12 protein-coding genes are annotated in these 16,250 nt (G+C 57.7%); 6 read left to right on the plus strand and 6 right to left on the minus strand.

Going from position 1 to position 16,250, the window contains the following annotated elements:
• The first annotated feature begins 221 nt into the window (after nt 1–221).
• From C1A08_RS05830 to asnA, 4 genes are all read left to right on the plus strand, one after another.
• A complete protein-coding gene (locus C1A08_RS05830) occupies nt 222–1,436 on the plus strand; it encodes a 6-bladed beta-propeller (protein ID WP_101572006.1) in 1,215 nt (404 codons plus the stop codon).
• A gap of 64 nt (nt 1,437–1,500) precedes the next feature.
• Nucleotides 1,501–3,372, plus strand: coding sequence for a DNA polymerase III subunit gamma/tau (locus C1A08_RS05835; RefSeq protein WP_101572008.1), 1,872 nt, complete (start codon nt 1,501–1,503; stop codon nt 3,370–3,372).
• A gap of 109 nt (nt 3,373–3,481) precedes the next feature.
• Nucleotides 3,482–4,771, plus strand: a complete 1,290-nt coding sequence (gene tyrS / locus C1A08_RS05840; protein ID WP_153497732.1) for a tyrosine--tRNA ligase — start codon at nt 3,482–3,484, stop codon at nt 4,769–4,771.
• Between the two features lie 18 nt (nt 4,772–4,789).
• On the plus strand, nt 4,790–5,827 hold the full coding sequence (gene asnA, locus C1A08_RS05845) for an aspartate--ammonia ligase (protein ID WP_101572012.1): 1,038 nt from the start codon (nt 4,790–4,792) through the stop codon (nt 5,825–5,827).
• A 91-nt stretch (nt 5,828–5,918) separates the two neighbouring features.
• On the opposite strand, the gene C1A08_RS05850 is transcribed toward asnA, so the two are convergent.
• The 6 genes from C1A08_RS05850 to C1A08_RS05875 form a co-directional block, all read right to left on the minus strand.
• On the minus strand, nt 5,919–7,283 hold the full coding sequence (locus C1A08_RS05850) for a methyltransferase RsmF C-terminal domain-like protein (RefSeq protein ID WP_101572014.1): 1,365 nt from the start codon (nt 7,281–7,283) through the stop codon (nt 5,919–5,921).
• Nucleotides 7,280–7,894, minus strand: coding sequence for a deoxynucleoside kinase (locus C1A08_RS05855; RefSeq protein ID WP_055202901.1), 615 nt, complete (start codon nt 7,892–7,894; stop codon nt 7,280–7,282). The genes C1A08_RS05850 and C1A08_RS05855 overlap by 4 nt, the downstream gene beginning before the upstream one ends.
• A gap of 72 nt (nt 7,895–7,966) precedes the next feature.
• Complete coding sequence (locus tag C1A08_RS05860) at nt 7,967–9,145, minus strand: glycosyltransferase (protein ID WP_306345973.1); 1,179 nt, start codon at nt 9,143–9,145, stop codon at nt 7,967–7,969.
• A complete protein-coding gene (locus C1A08_RS05865; protein ID WP_101572016.1) occupies nt 9,142–10,647 on the minus strand; it encodes a GH3 auxin-responsive promoter family protein in 1,506 nt (501 codons plus the stop codon). Before C1A08_RS05865 ends, C1A08_RS05860 begins: the two co-directional genes overlap by 4 nt.
• An 82-nt stretch (nt 10,648–10,729) precedes the next feature.
• Nucleotides 10,730–12,070 (minus strand): Trk system potassium transporter TrkA, encoded by a 1,341-nt coding sequence (gene trkA, locus C1A08_RS05870; protein ID WP_101572019.1) that lies wholly within the window; start codon nt 12,068–12,070, stop codon nt 10,730–10,732.
• A gap of 12 nt (nt 12,071–12,082) precedes the next feature.
• Nucleotides 12,083–14,896 carry a sugar-binding domain-containing protein gene (locus tag C1A08_RS05875; RefSeq protein ID WP_101572021.1) on the minus strand — a complete coding sequence of 938 codons (2,814 nt, stop codon included), beginning with the start codon at nt 14,894–14,896 and terminating at the stop codon, nt 12,083–12,085.
• Between the two features lie 162 nt (nt 14,897–15,058).
• Here C1A08_RS05875 and C1A08_RS05880 point away from each other — a divergent pair, with 162 nt between their 5' ends.
• Together C1A08_RS05880 and C1A08_RS05885 are read left to right on the plus strand one after the other, a co-directional pair.
• Nucleotides 15,059–15,346 (plus strand): hypothetical protein, encoded by a 288-nt coding sequence (locus C1A08_RS05880; protein ID WP_101572023.1) that lies wholly within the window; start codon nt 15,059–15,061, stop codon nt 15,344–15,346.
• A 52-nt stretch (nt 15,347–15,398) separates the two neighbouring features.
• Entirely contained in the window at nt 15,399–16,157 is a 759-nt protein-coding gene (locus tag C1A08_RS05885; protein WP_101572025.1) for a glycosyltransferase family 2 protein, read from the plus strand.
• Nucleotides 16,158–16,250 lie beyond the last annotated feature (93 nt).

Genomic DNA, 16,250 nt, shown 5'->3' on the forward strand with positions numbered 1-16,250 from the left:
AATCCTGCCTAAATGACAGGACGGTCCTTCCTGTTTTCCGGAATGCTACGGATTTGTTTTCTAAACTATTTTCGATCGTTTGTCCAAAATATAATAGTTATATTTACGTTATTGAATTATCACGCTGATAAATAATGAATTACTCGCGTCGAACGGGAAAGGAGAAAAACGATAAACGGGTCCGGATTGTCCGGGTTCTAATAACCTAAAAACTTCAGATTATGGCAAATGCGTTTTTTCATTCGGAGCATGCCGGACGCGTCGTCGTCCGTTGGTTCGCCGTTGCGGCGTTTTCGGCTTTTTCGGCTGGCTGCGGCCGGCCGGCTGCCGTTTCCGACGGCGTGGCCGAGCGGGTGGTGATCGGTGCGGATACCGTGGTCGTCTGCGACCTGAACAAGATCCGCGATACGATCGACCTCCCGCTGAGCGAACTGACCGCCGAAAAACTGAGGATCGTAAAACTGGAAACCCGTCCCGAGGCATTTTTCAAGCCGTCCAAAACGTTCGTTTCCGAAAATTACATCGGGGTCGTAGGCTACGAACCGGCCTCTTTCAAACTGTTCGACGGGAATGGGAAATTCCTGAACGATATCGGGACGCAGGGGCGCGGTCCCAACGAATACCGCAACATTTACTGGGCTCAGATCGACGAGGGCTCCGGCCGCGTGTTTATCCTGCCGTGGCAAAGCGACCGGATTTTGGTCTTCGGGCTCGACGGGTCGTCGCTGCCGTCGATACCGTTGCCTTGCAGGTCTCCGAAAGGGATTTTCCGGGCGAACCCCGACTCGACGGTTTCGGTAAGCGTCCTGCCGTTCGAAAACGCGGGAATCGAAAGTTTCGTCTGGAACCAAGATATGCAGGGAAACGTGGTCGCCCGGATCGATGCGGCCCCCTTCCGGATCAAGGCGGATTTCGGGAATGAAATGGCGTCCGGAAGCGCAACCCGTTTCGAACCCGTTCTGATGTATTCCGACGGTCACCGGCCCGATTCGTTGCGTTATTACGATCCGCAGGCCAACCGCCTGGTGCCCGTATTTGCCGTTCGGCATCTTGCCGAACGGAAGCCGATCTATCCGAAGTACGCCGAGACGGGCGATTATTTCTGGGCGTCGTTTAGCCAGACCATGGAACAAACCGGGGCGCACTCTTTTACTTCGTCGGCTCCCGTATTCTTTCTGGTCGATAAAAACGACCTTACCGGGGCTTATTTCAAACTGAAACTGGATGAACTGGCCGATATCGCCGTCTGGCCCGGTCATTTGCAGGACGGCTATTTTCTTTGGAACGTTCCGGCCATTACGCTCAAAAAGTCTTTGCGAGGGATTCTCGATGCGGGATACGACGCCGATCCGCAGGCGGTCGAAAAGATCCGGCGACTGGATGCCGAACTCGACGACGAGGATAACAACGTAGTCATATACGCCCGTCTGAAATAGAAAAAGCGACCCGCCTTGTCGATTCCGGTCGAATTTCGTATCTTTGTTTCCGGAAAGGAAAATTATGGATAATTTCATCGTATCGGCCCGGAAATACCGTCCGGCGACCTTCGCATCGGTCGTCGGACAGTCGCATATTACCTCGACGCTGAAGAATGCGATCAGCCGTCGCCAGTTGGCGCATGCGTACCTGTTCTGCGGGCCGCGCGGCGTCGGCAAGACGACTTGCGCGCGGATCTTCGCCAAAGCGATCAACTGCCTGAATCCGGGGCCCGACGCCGAAGCCTGCAACGAGTGCGAATCGTGCCGTGCGTTCAACGAGGGCCGGTCGTTCAATATCCACGAACTGGACGCCGCGTCGAACAACTCGGTGGACGATATCCGCAACCTGACCGACCAGGTGCGTATTCCGCCGCAGATCGGTCGTTACAGCGTCTATATCATCGACGAGGTGCACATGCTGTCGGTGCAGGCGTTCAACGCGTTTCTGAAAACGCTCGAAGAGCCGCCCGCACATGCCGTGTTTATCTTGGCTACGACCGAAAAGCACAAGATCATTCCGACGATCCTGTCGCGCTGTCAGATTTACGATTTCAACCGGATTCGCGTCGAGGACGGCGTGGAGTACCTCAAATACATCGCTTCGCAGGAAGGAGTGACCTACGACGACGAGTCGCTGCACCTGATCGCCCGCAAGGCCGACGGCGGAATGCGCGACGCGCTGTCGATGTTCGACAAGGTGGTTTCGTTCTGCGGGCAGAATCTGACGGTCGCCCAGGTGGCCGCGACGCTCAACGTGCTCGATTACGATACCTATTTTACGATCGCCGAACAGATCCTGGCCGGAGACTATACGAACGCTTTGCTGCTTTTCGACGAGGTGTTGCGCAAGGGTTTTTCCGGACAGACTTTCGTGGCGGGGCTGAACAGCCATTTCCGCGACCTGCTGATGTGCAAGAATCCGCAGACGTTGCCGCTGCTTGAGGTGACGGGCAGCGTGGCCGAACGTTACCGGACGCAGGCCGCACAATGTCCGGTGCCGCTGCTGTTCGAGGGGATCAATCTGCTGACGGCGGTCGACGCGTCGCTGCGGACGGCTACCAACCAACGATTGCATGTCGAACTGGGTCTGATGAAACTTTGCGGACTCGGTCAAAAAAAAAATGACGAAGCCCTGACGCCGTCGCTGCCCGATCTGGGCGGTTCCCGGAACGTTCCGGACGGTTCCGCGCGACAGCCTGCGCCGGCCGCAGCGACCGTAGTCCCGCCGCGGGACGGACAACCGTCGTCGGCACTTGCCGGGACTGCTGCGGAAAAACCGGATCCCGGCCGCGAAACCCGTAAGCCGGTTTCCCCTGTTCCTGTTGCTTCGCCGCCTGCGTCGGCCGTTTCGCAGTCCCGCCCCGCCGGAAAAGCCGAACCGGGGCCGTCCCGTCCCGCGCCGACGACGGGGGGCGTTTCGCTGTCCGGCCGTTCGATCCTGTCGTTGCTGAATACGAGCCGCCCCGCCGCGCCCGTTTCGGGAGATGCCGATCCGGCGGAAGATCCGGAGAACCTGCCCGATGCGGATGAAGCGGTCGAAGAGGATGTCGAATCCCGTTTGCAACAGGGATGCGAATTGCTGACCCGCGAATTGCTTGCGGAGCGGCCCCGGCTGGGGATCGCGTTCCAGGATGTCAGCATACGCGGGAACCGGATTCTTCTGAAAGTGCCGAACGAATCGCTGTACGACGAGGTGACCAATCACCTGACCGATATCCGCAAACGGCTTTGCGACTTGGGCGATGTCCGCTCGGCGATTGAATTTCAGGTCGAGATCAGCGAAAACAAGACCGGCCTGAAACCGATCAAAGTCGAAGACCGGCTGCGTTACCTGACCGAAAAAAATCCGCTGGTCGCCAAACTCCGTCGCGACCTCGACCTCGATATCGAATAGCGGCTTTCCCGAAATTGTTGTGTTTCGCGGAATTTGACTACCTTTGCACGGATCGCGGCAGCCGGCCGCGAACGATCCACTAAAAATCTGCTAAAAGCACATAAAACCGATGAATTTTGTAGAGGAACTCAAATGGAGGGGCATGGTGCACGATATCATGCCGGGAACCGAGGAGCAATTGAACAAGGAGATGACGACGGCTTACGTCGGAATCGACCCGACGGCGGACTCGCTGCATATCGGGCACCTTGTCAGCATTATGATCCTTAAACACTTCCAGCGGTGCGGGCATAAGCCCATTTTCCTGGTGGGCGGGGCTACCGGCATGATCGGCGACCCGTCGGGCAAGTCGCTTGAGCGCAACCTGCTCGACGAGGAGACCCTGCGTCGCAACCAGGAGGGGATCAGAAGGCAGCTCAGTCACCTGATCGACTTCGAGTCCGATGCTCCGAATGCGGCCGAACTGGTCAACAACTACGACTGGATGAAGAATTTCACGTTCCTGGAATTTATTCGCGACATCGGCAAATGCATTACGGTCAACTACATGATGGCCAAAGACTCTGTCAAGAAGCGCTTCAGCGGCGAGGGCGACGGCATGTCGTTCACCGAATTTACGTACCAACTGGTGCAAGGAACCGATTTTTTGCATCTTTATCAGCATAAGAACTGCAAATTGCAAATGGGCGGTTCCGACCAATGGGGAAATATCACCACCGGAACCGAGTTGATTCGCCGCAAAACAGGCGGCGAAGCGTTCGGGCTGACCTGCCCGCTGATCAAGAAGGCGGACGGGACGAAATTTGGCAAAACCGAGGCCGGGAACGTATGGCTCGATGCGCGTTATACGTCGCCGTACCAGTTCTACCAATTCTGGCTGAACGTCAGCGACGAAGATGCCGAACGTTATATTAAGATATTCACGATGCTCGATCGGCAAACGATCGATGCGCTGATCGCCGCGCACCGGGAGGCGCCCCATTTGCGCGAGTTGCAGAAGACGCTGGCCCGCGAGATTACCTGCATGATTCATTCCGAGGAGGAGTACCGCAAGGCGGTCGAGGCTTCGGGTATCCTATTCGGAAATGCGACGGCCGATGCGTTGCGCCGGATCGACGAGCGGACGTTCCTACAGGTTTTCGACGGAGTTCCGCAGTTCGAAGTGCCGGCTTCGACGCTTGCCGGCGGAGTGAATTTCATCGCTCTGTGCACCGAACATGCGTCGGTTTTCCCGTCGAAAGGCGAAGCCCGCAAGCTGATCCAGGGAGGCGGCATATCGCTCAACAAAGAGAAGGTTACCGCGGTCGATGCGATCGTTTCGGCCTCCGACCTGATCTCCGGTAAATACCTGCTCGTGCAAAAGGGAAAAAAGAACTATTTCCTGATCGTTGTCAAATAACCGTAAACGCCCGATAAGATGACATTGATAAAACCTTCCGGATACCGCAACCTGCTCGAAAACGTCGAGAACACCGAAAAGGCGATCAAGCATGTAAAGGATATGTTTCAGGAGAACCTGTCCGCACAGCTCGCTCTGCTGCGGGTGACGGCCCCGATGGTCGTACTGACCGGAACGGGGATCAACGACGACCTGAACAGCGTGGAACGTCCCGTTTCGTTTCCGATCCGCGATATGAACGAGCAACGCGCCGAAGTGGTGCATTCGCTGGCCAAATGGAAAAGACTGAAGTTAGGCGAAATGAAAGTGGCTCCCGGCCGCGGGATTTATACCGATATGAACGCGCTGCGTCCGGACGAAGAGCTGGACAATATCCATTCGCTGTACGTCGACCAGTGGGATTGGGAGAAGGTGATCACGCGCGAACAGCGCAACATCGCTTTCCTGAAACAAACGGTGCGCCGTATCTACGAGGCGATCAAAGTGACCGAAAACAAATTGTACGTCGAGTTTCCGCAGTTGGTTCCGTCGCTGCCCGAGGAGATCCATTTCATCCATGCGCAGCAGTTGCTCGACCTGTATCCCGGCAAAAAACCGAAAGAGCGCGAGAACGAGATCGTACGGCGATACGGCGCCGTATTCGTGATCGGGATCGGCGCGGCCCTTTCGGACGGCGAGCCGCATGACGGCCGCGCCGCGGATTACGACGACTGGAGTACGCCGAACGAAGAGGGTTACAACGGGCTGAACGGCGACCTGCTGCTGTGGAATCCGGTGCTCGGAAACGCTTTCGAGGTGTCGAGCATGGGGATTCGCGTGGACGAGACGTCGCTGGCGCGGCAGCTCGAAATACGCGGGCAACAGGCCAAACGCGATCTCTATTTTCATAAAAAGCTGCTGGCCGGGGAGTTGCCCTGCACGATCGGCGGCGGGATCGGGCAGTCGCGGTTGTGCATGTACCTGCTGCGCAAAGCCCACATCGGCGAGATACAAAGCAGTATCTGGCCGGAATCGATGCGCCGCGAATGTTCCGAAGCGGGTATCGAGTTGGTTTGATTCTTAGGAATAATTGTTTATAAATGCCGCCGTGCGGGTTCCGGAAGGGATCCGCGCGGTTTTTTTGCGTCTGCCGTTTACCGGGTGGTTTTTAAAGCGCGGCGATCCGGGATTCTTTCGGATAGAGGTTGTTGCACCGTCCGCCGATCCGTTTGATCCATCCGAGCGGCAGGCCGTTGTAGCAGACCATGTTGATGCCTTCCTGCAACAGGGATGGGTCGATTTCGTTTTTACGCAGGTAATCGAGAGTCTGCGGCAGGTCGAACTCGGCCTGCGGAACCGTTTCGCGCGATACGTCGTGGAACAGGGCCAACGCATGTTCGGGTTTGAATTTCGCGCCGAAGAGCTGTCCGGCGGGAATGCCCGAATGGATGACCGTCAGACTCTCGGAAATCTGCCGGACGGCTCCGAACGCTTCCCGGTAGTAGGCGTAGGCGGTGCCGTTGACCTTCGCGAAGCGCATGTATTCGGGTTGGGCCACCCATTGCGACAGGATGTCGGTTTCGGGGCGATTGAGCGCCGAAAAGATCGCTTTGCGCGGCTTCGGCGTACGTTCCCGCCGCCGTCCGTCGCTTTTGCGGATTACGGCTGCGAAAAAGCCTTCTCCCTTCACCCGGTGCGGATAAAACCGGAACGTATTGATCCCGTCCGTTTCTCCTTTTACGACGCCCCATGAAGGATCGACGGCGATTTCGACCGGTTCGCAGTCGTATTCGCCGCACAGCCAGGCGATGTTTTCTTCGTTTTCTGCGGCGTTGAACGTACAGGTGCTGTATATCAGGATTCCGCCGGGACGCAGCGAACCCCAGATGTCGCTGAGGATGCGTCGCTGGCGTGCCGCGCAGAGTTTGACGCCCTGTTCGCTCCACTCGGTGCGCGCCGCCGGATCTTTGCGGAACATGCCTTCGCCCGAGCACGGAGCGTCCACGGCGATCAGGTCGAAATAGTGTTCGAACGGGGCGAAATGCGCCGGGTCGTTGTTGGTCACCACGATGTTTCCGATCCCCCATTTGACCGCATTTGCGGCCAATACCGAAGCCCGTTGGCGGATCACCTCGTTGGCGACGACCAGGCCTTCGGCTCCGGCCAGGGTCGAAAGAAGCGTCGTCTTGCCGCCGGGGGCCGCGCACAGGTCGAGTATCCTGGGAGCGGCGTCCGGCTCGAAAATCTGCCTGAAAATTGCTTCGAGGAACATCGAACTGGCTTCCTGGACGTAATAGGCGCCGCCGTGGAACGCCGGGTCGAGCGTGAATTGCGGGCGTTCGTCAAGGTAGTAGCCGTAACGGCACCACGGAACCTGCCTGCCTCCGGGTTGCGACCCGATTTTGTAGGGGTTGAAACGGATGCTGACCGGCGATTCGCCGTTGTCCAGCGCGGCGAACAATCGTTCCGCTTCGGAAGTCCCGAGCGACTCCGTCGTCCGGCTGCGAAAAAGTTCGGGCAGCGGCAGGGTCATTCCTTTTCGGTATTTTTGAACGATCCGATCCGTAACACGAGATCGTCCAGCGACGACGGATCGGCGATAAAGTCGGTGTGGTCCACGTCGATCGTCAGAATTTCTCCGTCGTAGTTGCGGCCGATCCACTCTTCGTATTTCCGGTTCAGCCGTTCGAGGTACTCTTCCTGTATGCTCATCTCGTAGGCGCGGCCGCGTTTGCGGATCTGGTGGATCAGCGTCGGTACGCTCGCTTTCAGGTAGATCAGCAGATCGGGCCGGGCGATCAGTCCCGTTGCGAGGTCAAAGATTTTCAGGTAAGTATTGTAATCCCGCGTGGTCATCAGCCCGCTTTCGTGCAGGTTGGCGGCGAAAATATACGCGTCTTCGTAGATCGTACGGTCCTGGATCAGGTCGCTGCCGGTAGCCAAGATCTCTTTGGCTTGCCGGATGCGCTGTCCCAGGAAGTAGATCTGCAGGTTGAACGACCAGCGGTTCATGTCGTCGTAGAAATCGCCGATATACGGGTTGTCGCTCTCCTCGAAATAGGCTTTGGCGCCCGTTCTTTCGGAGAGGATCTTGGTCAGCGAGGTCTTTCCGCACCCGATATTTCCGGCAATGGCGATATACATTTCAAATTTTTCGAGGTGCCCGGATCTTTTTCCGGGAAACACATTTTTGCAAATTTATTATTTTTATCCGGTTTATCCGGCTTTCTCGGTTTTTTTCGCGTTTTCGCAGATCGTCCGGTAAAGCTTTTGAAAATTTTCGGCCATCCGTTCCCAGGTGAATCGGACTTTGTAGTTGCGGATGTTCTCCCTGAATTTTTCGGACAGGTTTTCGGAGTAGTAACGGTCGATCGCCCGGGCGATGGCCTGCGGTTTCGGGTCGACCACGAAACCGACCTCTCCGTCCGGGACGATCTCGCGCAGTCCGCCCACGCCGGTCACGACCATCGGGACGTCGAAAAAGTAAGCCACCTGCGTTACGCCGCTTTGCGTGGCGCTACGGTACGGTTGTACGACCAGGTCGCTGACCGAGAAGAAACGGGCCACCTCTTCGTCGGCCACGAAGTAGTCGAACAGAATCATCTCGTCCCCGATCCCGAGCCGTTCGATCTGGTTCATGTAAGTTTCCTTGCCGCTGTAATATTCGCCGGCGATGATCAGCCGGTGTCCGGCTGTTTTGCCCTGTTCGCTGAGCAGGGCCCATGCGTCGAGCAACAGGTCGAGTCCTTTGTAGTCTCGTATGAAACCGAAAAACATCGTATAGCGCAGTCCGGGGTCGAGCCGCAGCAGGCGGCAGGCCTCTTCCCGTTCGATTTTTTCGCCGTAGTTCGTGTACATCGGATGCGGCGAGAAGACGGCCGGTTTGTCCGGTCGGAACGACTGCAGGTCGCTGTGCACTTGTTCGGACATGTAGACGAACCCGTCGATCGATCCGAGGAAGTAACGGGTCAGCAGCGTGTCCATCGGCCGTTTTTCGTGCGGAACGACGTTGTCGAGCAGCGCGATGGTTTTGATCCCTTTTCGCCGCGCGATCCGGCATACGGTGCCCAGGGCCGGGGCCATTTGCGGAATCCAATAACGAACGATCACCGCGTCGGGCCGTTCGCGCCGTACTTTCAGACCGGTGCGGATCCAACTCAACGGATTGACCGAATTCAGCATCCGCGTAATGTCGAGTCCTTCCGGCGCCGGGCCGTCCGCATACTGGCTCTTACCTGGGAATAAAAAAGAAGGATATTGCACCGTGAATGTGAAAATCCGGCAGCGAATGCCGCAACGGATGAACGTGCGGGCCAGCGTCTGGTTGATTCCGGCCAGCCCTCCGCGGTACGGATAGGCCGTCCCGACGATAACGGCGGATTTCATTTCGTTCATAGCAGGCGGATTAATTGGTCGATATAAGTGCGGTCGTTGTAGAGTCTGGGGACTTTGTTTTGGCCGCCGACTTTGCCTCGCTCTTTCATCCAGCGGTAGAAAGTGCCTTCCGGCGCGACGGTCAGCGTGGGGCGCAGCAGCGTGGTATCTTTGAAACGTTTGGCTTCGTAGTCGGAGTTGACCTGCTGCAACGCGCGGTCCAGTTCGTCGGCAAAGCGTTCCGTGTCGGCGGGCGGCACGCTGAACTCGACGATCCACTGGTGCGATCCTTTGGATTGGCCGGTCATGTAGACCGGGCCGGCCGTATATTCGGCGATCCGGGCGCCGGTGGCTTCGCACGCGGCCTGCAGCGCCGTTTCGGCGTTGTCGACGATCACCTCTTCGCCGAAGGCGTTGATGAAATGGCGGGTGCGGCCGGTAATTTTGATCTTGTACGGGGCGAGCGAGGTGAACTCGACCGTGTCTCCGATCATATACCGCCACAAGCCGTTGCAGGTCGAGATGATCAGGGCGTAGTTCACGCCGCGTTCGACCCCTTCCAGCGGGACTGCGCGCGACGGATCGTTCAGGTGCTGCATCGGCAGGAATTCGTAGTAGACCCCGTAGTCGAGCATCAGCAGCATGTCGTCGGTCGCCGGATCGTCTTGGATGGCGAAAAAGCCTTCCGAGGCGTTGTAAGTTTCGATGTATTTCATCCGGTCGGACGGGATGATCTGGCGGTACTGCTCGCGGTAGGGTTTGAAGTTCATACCGCCGTGGGCGAACAGTTCCATGTTCGGCCATACCTCCAGGATGTTGTTCTTGCCGGTATATTCGAGTATTTTTTTCAGCATCACGAGATTCCACGACGGGACGCCGGCGAACGAGGTGACGTTCTGCGAGACGGTTTCCCGGCAGATCGCTTCGACTTTCCGTTCGAAATCGGCGATCAGCGCCGTCTCGGGTTTCGGAACCCGCATCCGGAGGCCGAATCGCGGGGTATTCTCGATCAGGATGGCCGACAGGTCGCCTTCCTGGGCCGTCCCTCCGGTATTTTCGAGCCGGTGGCTGCCGCCGAGCGTCAGCGTTTTGCCCGAAAATACGCGGCTTTCCGGATAGCGGTCGGCGACCATGCAGACGATGTCCATCGGACCCCGCAAATGGCAATTCCGCAAACCTTCGCGGCTGACCGGGATGAATTTGCTTTTCGATGCGGTCGTTCCGGACGATTTGGCGAACCAGCGGATGTCCGTGGGCCACGTGACGTTGTTCTCGCCGCGGCGGATACGGTCGATGTAGCTGCCGAACGCCGCGTAGTCCGTCACGGGAATCCGTTCGCCGAATTGACGTCCGTCGCGGATCTCGTCGAAACGGTATTCCTTTCCGAAAGCGGTTGCGGATGCCTGTCGCAGCAGTTTTTGCAGTTGTAGTTGCTGTACTTCCGCAGGGTGCGACCGGAAGCGGTCGATTTCCCGTAGGCGGCGTAGGAAAAACAGGCGTACGAGCTGTGTGAGCAGAGGCATAATTGGTAAAGTCGTTGTTTTACAGGATCGTATTCCGTTCGACGGGAATACGGGGGTGCAAAATAATCAAAAAAACGGATCGTCAGTTAAAGAACTTGCCGATCCGCGAGATGGCCGACGGCAGCGAAAAGACCACCACGCGGTCGTAGGCGTTGATCTCCATATTGCCGACGGCGATGAACGTTTTGTCGCCGCGGACGATCCCGCCGATGATCGCGTCGTGCGGGAAATCGAGGTCTTTGATTTTTCCCTTGGTGGCCGGCGAATTCGGTTTGACGATGAATTCCAGCACTTCGGCGTCGCATCCGGTCAGGCACTTGATCGCCTGCACGTCGGTGCTCATCGTGAACCGGAAGATGTTGCTGGCCATGATCAGTTTTTTGTTGATGATCGTGTCGATACCCATATTCTCGGCCAGGTTGATGTAGTTGAGGTTTTCCACTTCGGCGATCACTTTTTTTACGCCGAGGCGTTTGGCCAGCATTGCCGCCAGGATATTGGTTTCGGCGCGCCCGGTGACGGCCAGGAAAGCGTCCATGTTGCTGAGGCCCTCTTCGATCATGGCGTCGGTATTGCGTCCGTCCTCGTTGATGATTAGCGTCCTTTCGAGCTGTTCGGCCAGTCTGTAGGCTTTTTCGGGCGTGTAGTCGACCAGTTTGATGTTCACTTCGTCCTGCAGTTCGGAGGCTACTTGCACCCCGATTTTGCTGCCGCCGAGGATCATCATGTTCTTGATGTCGATGTCGGTCTTGCCCGAGAAAGCGACGACCTCTTTTTCCGCGCTCTGGTTCGCGATCACATAGATGTTGTCGCCCTCCTGGAACCGGTCGTTGCCGCGCGGGATGATCGTTTCGCCGTCGCGCGAAATGGCGACCGTGCGGTAAGGCAGGCTGTCGCGGTCGCCGGTGATCTCGATCAGCGACTTGTCGATCAGCGGCGACGCGGCGTCGATCTTGAAGACTACCAGCGAGAGTTTGCCGCCCGAGAAGTCGACGTATTCGGTCGTGCTGGTATGCCCCAGCAGGTTGATGACCTCCTGCGCCGCGGCTTTCTCCGGATAGAAAAGGTAGTCGATGCCCATGTTGATGAACATCTCCTTGTTGTTCGGTTCGAGGTATTCGTTGTTGTCGATCCGCGCGATCGTTTTACGGGCGCCGAGCTGTTTGGCCAGCATCGCCGACACGACGTTCGAAGTCTCTTCGGGCAGTACGGCGATATACAGGTCGGCTTTGCGGACGGCCGCTTTTTTCAGGGTCGCAAAAGTCGTGCAATCCCCTTCGACGACGATGACGTCCACCATTCCGGCGATCGACTCGAGCCGTTTCGGGTCGTTGTCGACGACCGTTATTTCGTGGTATTCGCTGCCCAGCATTTTGGCCAGGTGGCTGCCCACTTCGCCGACTCCGGCGATTACGATTTTCATATTCCGTTCGTTTTATTTTTCGTCTTCGAAAGTAAGTACCCGTTCCAGCAGTTCCTCCGGCAGTTCGAACTGCGGGTCGAACCGGTCGCCGGCCGCGTAATTCAGCAGGCTGCTTTTCAACTGCCGGGCCGCCGGCCGGTTCGCCGCGTCGGTATCCAGATCCATCGCGCAGACGAGCAGTTTGCCCGGCCCTACGCGTGTTTCAAAAATCGAACCCAGTTTGTAGTTGCGTTCGTAGTTGTCGATCACCTGTACGATCGGGCGGTAATCGTCCGGCGTGCCGTTCAGTACGATCGCCTTCGACCGATTGCGCACGTCGCCCCATGTTTTTTCGCGTTCGTCGCAATAGGACGGCGGAGCTCCGGCCGTCCGGAACGATTCGGCGGCCGAGAACCGTCCGAGCAGGTCGGCCCACTGCCAGTCGCTGTGCGCCTCGGTCGGGAATCCGTCGAACGCCGGATGCGCCGGATCGCAAAGGATGCCGAGCGTTCCTACCTGATTGAACAGCCGCATATTCCAGAATGCCGGCATGAAGGTTCCCTCCAGTGCATTCTGCCCCGGTTTTACTTCGAACAGGCGGATTTCATCCGGCCCGAGCATCACTCGGTCGATTTTGTAAAGTCCTTTGGTCGGGTCGGAAAACAGCAGTACGCGTTCGCCGCGCGCCAGCGCGTCGCGGGTCGTCCGATCGTATTCGTAGGCGATCCGTACTCCGGCCGGCGTTTCCGGCTGCCGGGCCGGATAGACCCATATGTTCCAACTGTTCGACGTGCCGCCGGCTTTCAGCGTCAGCGTCAGGCGTGCCGCCTCAGCGACCGTTCGCAGCGGGGCGGAGATTTCTCCGAGTCCGGAGACTTTTCCCGTCTCGGCGACGGTCGCCGGCAACGAGCCGCCGGCTATCGTCCGGCCGCTCTCGTCGGCGAGCGTCCATTCCGGTTTGATAGGTAGGTTTTTCGGGCCGTAATTTGAGATTTCGGCAACGGCCTTGAACGTTTCGTCGCAGGTGTAAACCCGTTTCGGCATTTGCAGCAGAGCTACCGTCGGGCCGCAAAAACGGCGGAACTCTTTCGGTTCGATCAGTCCTTTGGAATCCCAGAACGCGTCGAGCCATCCGACGATGGCCGTGCCCTGCCCCGGGTAGTCGCGGGCTTCGAGAATCTGAAATCCTCCGTGCGGATAGGTGCGAAGGCTGGCTTCGATTTCGTCCTTGTAGAGCAGCACGCTGAACAGGCCGCTGGCCCGGGCGAAATCCTTGTTCTGGTCGAGCATTCCGCGTTCGGCCAGCGAACGGCGATATCCTTCGTAATTGTATGCGCGCAGCGTGCCGGTATATTTGTCGATCTCGTCGAAATCGGGGTACATGGCCCATTGGCCCACTTCGTGCGATAGCGTCGGAACGGGAGCGCCGGTCGTACGGTTCACGCCGTCGTTCTCGCCGCCCGCGATCCATCCCCCGGCAGACCAGCGGTCCCAGTCGGTACGCGGGCCTGCGATGCCGCGTTGTCCGGTTTCGAAGAAATCGCCGTCCTGTTCCGTGTCGCCGTTTTCACAGCGGTAGAGCCGCCGCGGATCGGCGGAACGTCCTTTCTGCACCAGTTCGCCGAGCGTTCCGGCCGATTCGTTACCCATTGCCATCAGCGCGAAGGACGGGTGATTGCCATAGGCTTCCAGAATGCGATCCAGTTCGTCGACGATGAACCGGTCGCGTTCGGGATGCTGTCCGAAATGCGGGGCGTCCATCGTCCACAGCGGGATTTCGACCTGGAAAAAGAAGCCCAATTCGTCGGCTGCAGCGAACGCCGCTTCCGGCGGACACCACGAGTGGAAACGCATGTAATTGAACCCGTATGATTTACAGATCGACAGCACCCGCATCCATGCCGCTTTGTCCATCGGCGGATAACCGGTCAGCGGGTAGACGCATTCGTCGACCGGGCCGCGCATCAGCGTCGGCCTGCCGTTGACCGTGAACTGTTTGTTTTTCGTGCCGAGTTTCCGCAATCCGTACGTAACGGTTTTGCGGTCGCCGTATTTCCCGGCTTTCAGCACGACGTCCAGTTCGTGCAACGCCGGCGAAAATTCGTCCCACGCCTTTGCGTTCGGCGCGAACGGCAGCTTTACCGAGATTCCGCCGGCCGGAATGGAGCAGGAGGAACCTTGCACGGTCGCGGATACCGGTTTCCCGGTATTGTTCCCTAATTTGACCTGCAAATGGTCTTCGAAAACCTGCACGTCGCGAATCCAAACCGGGTCGGTGGCCCGCAGTTCGATGCGGCCGACGATCCCGTTCCAGTTCCCCTGCGTGTCTTCGGTGATCGCGTGCGCCCAGGTTCCGATCGGGATTTTATACGTGTTGTCGATGCAGACGGTCAGCGTGTGCCGGCCGGGCGACAGTGCGCCCAGGTCGTACAGGTGCGGCGCCGACAGGCTGTTTTGCGTGCCGACAGACTTGCCGTCGATCCAGACGTTCGACTCCCAGTGGCAGCGTTCGAGCAACAGTTCGATTCGTTTGCCGGCCCACTTCTGCGGAACGTCGAAATCTCGCTGATACCACGCTTTCCCTTCGTATCGTACGACGCGGGTCAGCTTCCCGACGGTCGGCTCAACGGCTCTGACGCCGAAACCGTTCTGTTCGCACGAGCCGGGAAGCGTTACGGATTCGGCCAACCGCGTATTGAACCAGCAACCGTCGGTTCCCCGGTTTTCGGGATCGAGCGCGAAACGCCATGTTCCGGCGAGCGACTGTATGGCCTGCTGGGCGAAGCTCGTATGGACGGTCAATAAGCACAGCGCGGCCGTCAGCAGTATTCGGATCGGGTTGTTCATAGTTTCCGACGTTGAGTTTATCAAATGATTACGATATACAAAGATATAACTTTCCGGACAAAATCTCTTTTTTCTATCCGGCGGACGAAATATTGTTGGTTTTTAGCGGCGTTTGTACGAACTTTGTAAAGATTTGAATCGGAGTAATCAAAAAACAGAGTTATGTCGTCCGGATTGTTGATTTTCTTGATCGCCGCGGGTGCGGTCGCCTTTTTCGTAATCGGGTTGTCGCTGACGATTATTTTCAAGGGACACTATATGGATTCCGAGATTGGCGAGAACCGACACATGAAAAAACGGGGGATCCGGTGCGCCGCGCAGCAGATGCGGGCCGAAGAGGAGAACCTGCGCGGGGAGTGCGCGTCGGACGACGGGTGCGCCGGGACGGGCTGCGCTTCTTGCACGGCGGCGGACTGTAAGGGAGTTCCGGACAAAAAGCCCGGAAAATGATCGGCCGTCCGCGTCCCGTTTTCGAAAAAAAACTGCTAAAAAACCGAATGCTATGAAGATTTCCGTGGTTATCAATACGTTCAATTCGGACCGCTTTCTGGACCAGTGCCTGCGCTCGGTCGAAAAGTTCGACGAAATCGTACTGTGCGATATGCACAGCACCGACGGCACGATCGCCATTGCCGAGAAATACGGCTGCCGGATCGTTTACCACGAGCGCACGGGCATCGTCGAGCCGGCCCGCAATTATGCGATTGCGCAGGCCGAAAACGAGTGGGTGCTCGTGCTCGATTCGGACGAGGTGGTTCCGGACGCGCTGCGGGAATACCTGTACCGGTTCGCCGAAACGGCCGAGCAGCGGGGCTACGCCGCGCTGAAAATGGCGCGTAAAAACTATTTTCTCGGGCGTTTCATGCACGGGGACTATCCCGATTACATCATCCGGCTGATCCGCAAGTCGAAGACCTACTGGCCGGAAACGATCCATGCCCGTCCGGTGATCGACGGCGGGATATTCGCCATTCCGAGCCGTCGGCGGGAATTGGCGGTCGAGCACTTGGCCAACGAAAGCGTCTCGTCGCGGATCGCCAAGATCGACCTCTACTCCGATAAGGAGCTGTTGCGCCGCGCCGACCAGCGTTTTTCGGTCTGGAAGGCTTTCTCGAAGTGTTCCTGGCGGTTCCTGCGGTTCTATGTCGTCAAGGGCGGTTTCCGCGACGGGAAGGCTGGTTTTACCTATGCCGTGCTGAACGCTTGTTACAAGTTCGCGACGATCGCCAAAATCTGGGAGCGTCAGTCTTCCGAGGATTAAGAGGGGCGCTTGCGGTGCGCCGGCCGTTTTTGGAATATTTGCGGCTTATTGTTACATTTGACTGAAATTCGTCCCGTATGCAGGGACAATCGT

It is taken from the genome of Alistipes sp. cv1 (assembly GCF_900240235.1).
Classification (GTDB): Bacteria; Bacteroidota; Bacteroidia; order Bacteroidales; family Rikenellaceae; genus Alistipes_A; species Alistipes_A hominis.

Bases quoted from the DNA above. Each gene is read 5' to 3' on its own strand.
- C1A08_RS05830 (WP_101572006.1), top strand. From the start codon at position 222: ATGGCAAATGCGTTTTTTCATTCGGAGCATGCCGGACGCGTCGTCGTC.
- C1A08_RS05880 (WP_101572023.1), top strand. From the start codon at position 15,059: ATGTCGTCCGGATTGTTGATTTTCTTGATCGCCGCGGGTGCGGTCGCC.
- C1A08_RS05855 (WP_055202901.1), bottom strand. From the start codon at position 7,894: ATGTATATCGCCATTGCCGGAAATATCGGGTGCGGAAAGACCTCGCTG.
- tyrS (WP_153497732.1), top strand. From the start codon at position 3,482: ATGAATTTTGTAGAGGAACTCAAATGGAGGGGCATGGTGCACGATATC.
- C1A08_RS05860 (WP_306345973.1), bottom strand. From the start codon at position 9,145: ATGAACGAAATGAAATCCGCCGTTATCGTCGGGACGGCCTATCCGTAC.
- trkA (WP_101572019.1), bottom strand. From the start codon at position 12,070: ATGAAAATCGTAATCGCCGGAGTCGGCGAAGTGGGCAGCCACCTGGCC.
- C1A08_RS05850 (WP_101572014.1), bottom strand. From the start codon at position 7,283: ATGACCCTGCCGCTGCCCGAACTTTTTCGCAGCCGGACGACGGAGTCG.
- asnA (WP_101572012.1), top strand. From the start codon at position 4,790: ATGACATTGATAAAACCTTCCGGATACCGCAACCTGCTCGAAAACGTC.
- C1A08_RS05875 (WP_101572021.1), bottom strand. From the start codon at position 14,896: ATGAACAACCCGATCCGAATACTGCTGACGGCCGCGCTGTGCTTATTG.
- C1A08_RS05835 (WP_101572008.1), top strand. From the start codon at position 1,501: ATGGATAATTTCATCGTATCGGCCCGGAAATACCGTCCGGCGACCTTC.
- C1A08_RS05865 (WP_101572016.1), bottom strand. From the start codon at position 10,647: ATGCCTCTGCTCACACAGCTCGTACGCCTGTTTTTCCTACGCCGCCTA.
- C1A08_RS05885 (WP_101572025.1), top strand. From the start codon at position 15,399: ATGAAGATTTCCGTGGTTATCAATACGTTCAATTCGGACCGCTTTCTG.